This window comes from Halorubrum sp. AJ67 (assembly GCF_000513435.1).
Map to the genome: position 1 here is coordinate 118,436 of NZ_CBVY010000012.1, position 2,393 is coordinate 120,828.

The 2,393-nt window shown below is 70.9% G+C and carries 2 protein-coding genes; one reads left to right on the top strand and one right to left on the bottom strand.

Annotated elements, in window-relative coordinates; all coding sequences use genetic code 11:
• A partial coding sequence (locus tag BN903_RS10860; RefSeq protein ID WP_048077742.1) for a Gfo/Idh/MocA family protein occupies positions 1–795 on the top strand: 795 nt, incomplete at its 5' end.
• 33 nt (positions 796–828) lie between these two features.
• Here the strand turns inward: BN903_RS10860 and BN903_RS10865 are convergent.
• The coding region (locus BN903_RS10865; protein WP_052334951.1) for a bifunctional UDP-sugar hydrolase/5'-nucleotidase at positions 829–2,393 on the bottom strand (1,565 nt) is incomplete at its 5' end.

The following is a 2,393-nucleotide window of genomic DNA, read 5'->3' on the forward strand; positions in this document are numbered from 1 at the left end:
GACGCGCTCGATGCGGTGTACGTCCCGCTCCCGAACGGACGCCACGCCGAGTGGACGAAACGCGCCGCGGACGCCGGGCTGGACGTCCTCTGTGAGAAGCCGCTGGCCGCCGACGCCGACGAGGCGCGGGCGGCCGTCGACCGCTGCGACGAGCGTGGCGTCACCCTGATGGAGGCGTTCATGTACCGGTATCACCCCCGCACCGAGCGCGCCGTCGCGCTCGCGGCGACCGAACTCGACGACGTCCGCACGGTGACCGCGGCCTTCCGGTTCCCGCTGTACGACCGCCCGGACGACGTCCGGCTCAATCCCGACCTCGCCGGCGGCTCACTGATGGACGTCGGCTGCTACCCCGTCTCGCTGGCCCGGACGGTACTCGGCACCCCCGACCACGTGTACGCCCACACCGGCGACACCCGGGACGCCGGCGTCGACACCGAACTCGCGGGCGTGCTGGCGTACGACGACGGTCGGTCGGCGCGGGTCGCCTGCGGGTTCGACACGCAGCTCGTCCAGCGGTACCGGATCGACGCGACGAACGGCTGGATCGAGGTCGAGCGGGCCTTCGACGCCCCGACCGACGAGGCGGTGGAACTGACCTACGAGATCGACGGCCGACGCGGCGTCGAGACGTTCCCCGCGGTCGACCAGTACCGACTCCAGATCGAGCACTTCGCCGACCGCGTCGCCGACGGGACCGCTCCGCTGACCGACGGGAGCGAGGCGATCGCAAACACGCGGATCATCGACGCGCTCGCCGAGAGCGCCGCCGACGGCGGCCCAGTCGACTGCTGAGTCGCGCTCGACCGCACGCCCCGTTTCGGCCTGCTACAGTCGTCCGACGAGCGCGCTCGACGCCTCGACGAGCGGCTCCCACGGCGGGTTCCGAACGGTGACCCGGCCCGTCACCTCGGGCGCGATCGGGGAGTTCGCCTCGATCTGTCGGGCGATCAGGCTCGACAACACCGGTCCGTTCCCGGGCGTCAGGACTCGCGGCGCGTCGGTGAGCATCTCGTAGCCGTCGCCGCCGTCGGCGATGAAGTTGTTCGTCGCCATCGTGTACGTCGCCTCGGGGTCTATCGGCTCGCCGCCGAGGCTGGCGTCGACGATCCGCTCGCCCCGATCGTTGGTGGGGTCGTAGGCGTATCGGAGACCGGAGACCTGCGGGAAGCGTCCAGAGAGACGCTCCACCTCGCTGACGCCGTTTTCGAGGACGGCCCGCAGCGTCCCGCCGGACACCTCTAAGACGGTCACCTCGTTGCCGAAGGGTAGGACGTTCACCACGTCGCGCCGCGTGATCGGTCCCGGCTCGTACCGGGTATCGGTCCGGATGCTCCCGCCGTTCTGAACCGCGACGTCGGCCCCGGTGTCGTCGCGCATCGCGTCGGCGACGAAGTTCCCCATGTTCGACTCTTCGCGGCGAACGACCGGCTCCCGGCAGTCGAGCGTCGTCCCCGTGCGGCCGATCTCCTCTCCGACCGCGTCGTCGAGCCGACTCCGGTACTCCTCGACGAGCCCGACGACCTCGTCGTTCGGTTCGAGCCCGCGCCCGACTGCCTCGGCGGTGGCGTGACGGGTGAACTCGTGCCCGGTGACCTCGCCCGCCTCGACTTCGAGGTGGAGTTCGGCGAGGTGTTCGAACTCGTCGCCGACGACGGAGACGAGACTCCCGTTGACGACGTTCGGCGTCTCGTACGTCCGGGCGGCGTGGTCGCCGACGTACGCGTCGACGCCGTCGACGGCCGGTGCCACCTCCGACTCGACGACCGGGCTGGCGACGTGCGAGAGGACGACGACCGCGTCGGCCCCCTCCTCGCGCATCCGTGGGACGACCTCCTGAAGCGCCGCCGCCGGGTCCGTCACCTCGGCGTTCTCGCCCATCGACGCGACGTTCGGTGCCTCCTCGGTGAGGATCCCGGTGAGTCCGACGGTGACGCCGTCGACCTCGGTGAGCGCGTAGCGCATCGCCCCCTCCTCGGCGGCGAAGACCTCGCCGGTCCGACCGTCCAGACAGTTGGCACAGAGCCACGGGAACTCGCTGTTCGCGACCTGCGCGCGGAACGTGTCCGGTCCCATGTCGAAGTCGTGGTTGCCGAAGCCGTCGTAGTCCAGGTCGGCGGCGTTGAGCGCGTCGACGATGTGTTCGCCGTCGAACACCGACGACAGCACCGACGACGCGAGGTCGTCGCCCACGCCCACCCGCAGCGCGTCGGGATACTCCTCGCCGAGCCGGTCTATCAGCCCGACGTAGTTGGCGACGTTCGCCGGCTCGTCGAGGCTCCCGTACCGGCCTTGGAGGTGCGTGTCGTGGATGATCGTCACCGTTCCGCTGGCCGACGACGCCGCGTCGTCCGCGCTCGGCTCGTCCGCGTCGCCGTCACCGCCGTCGCCGT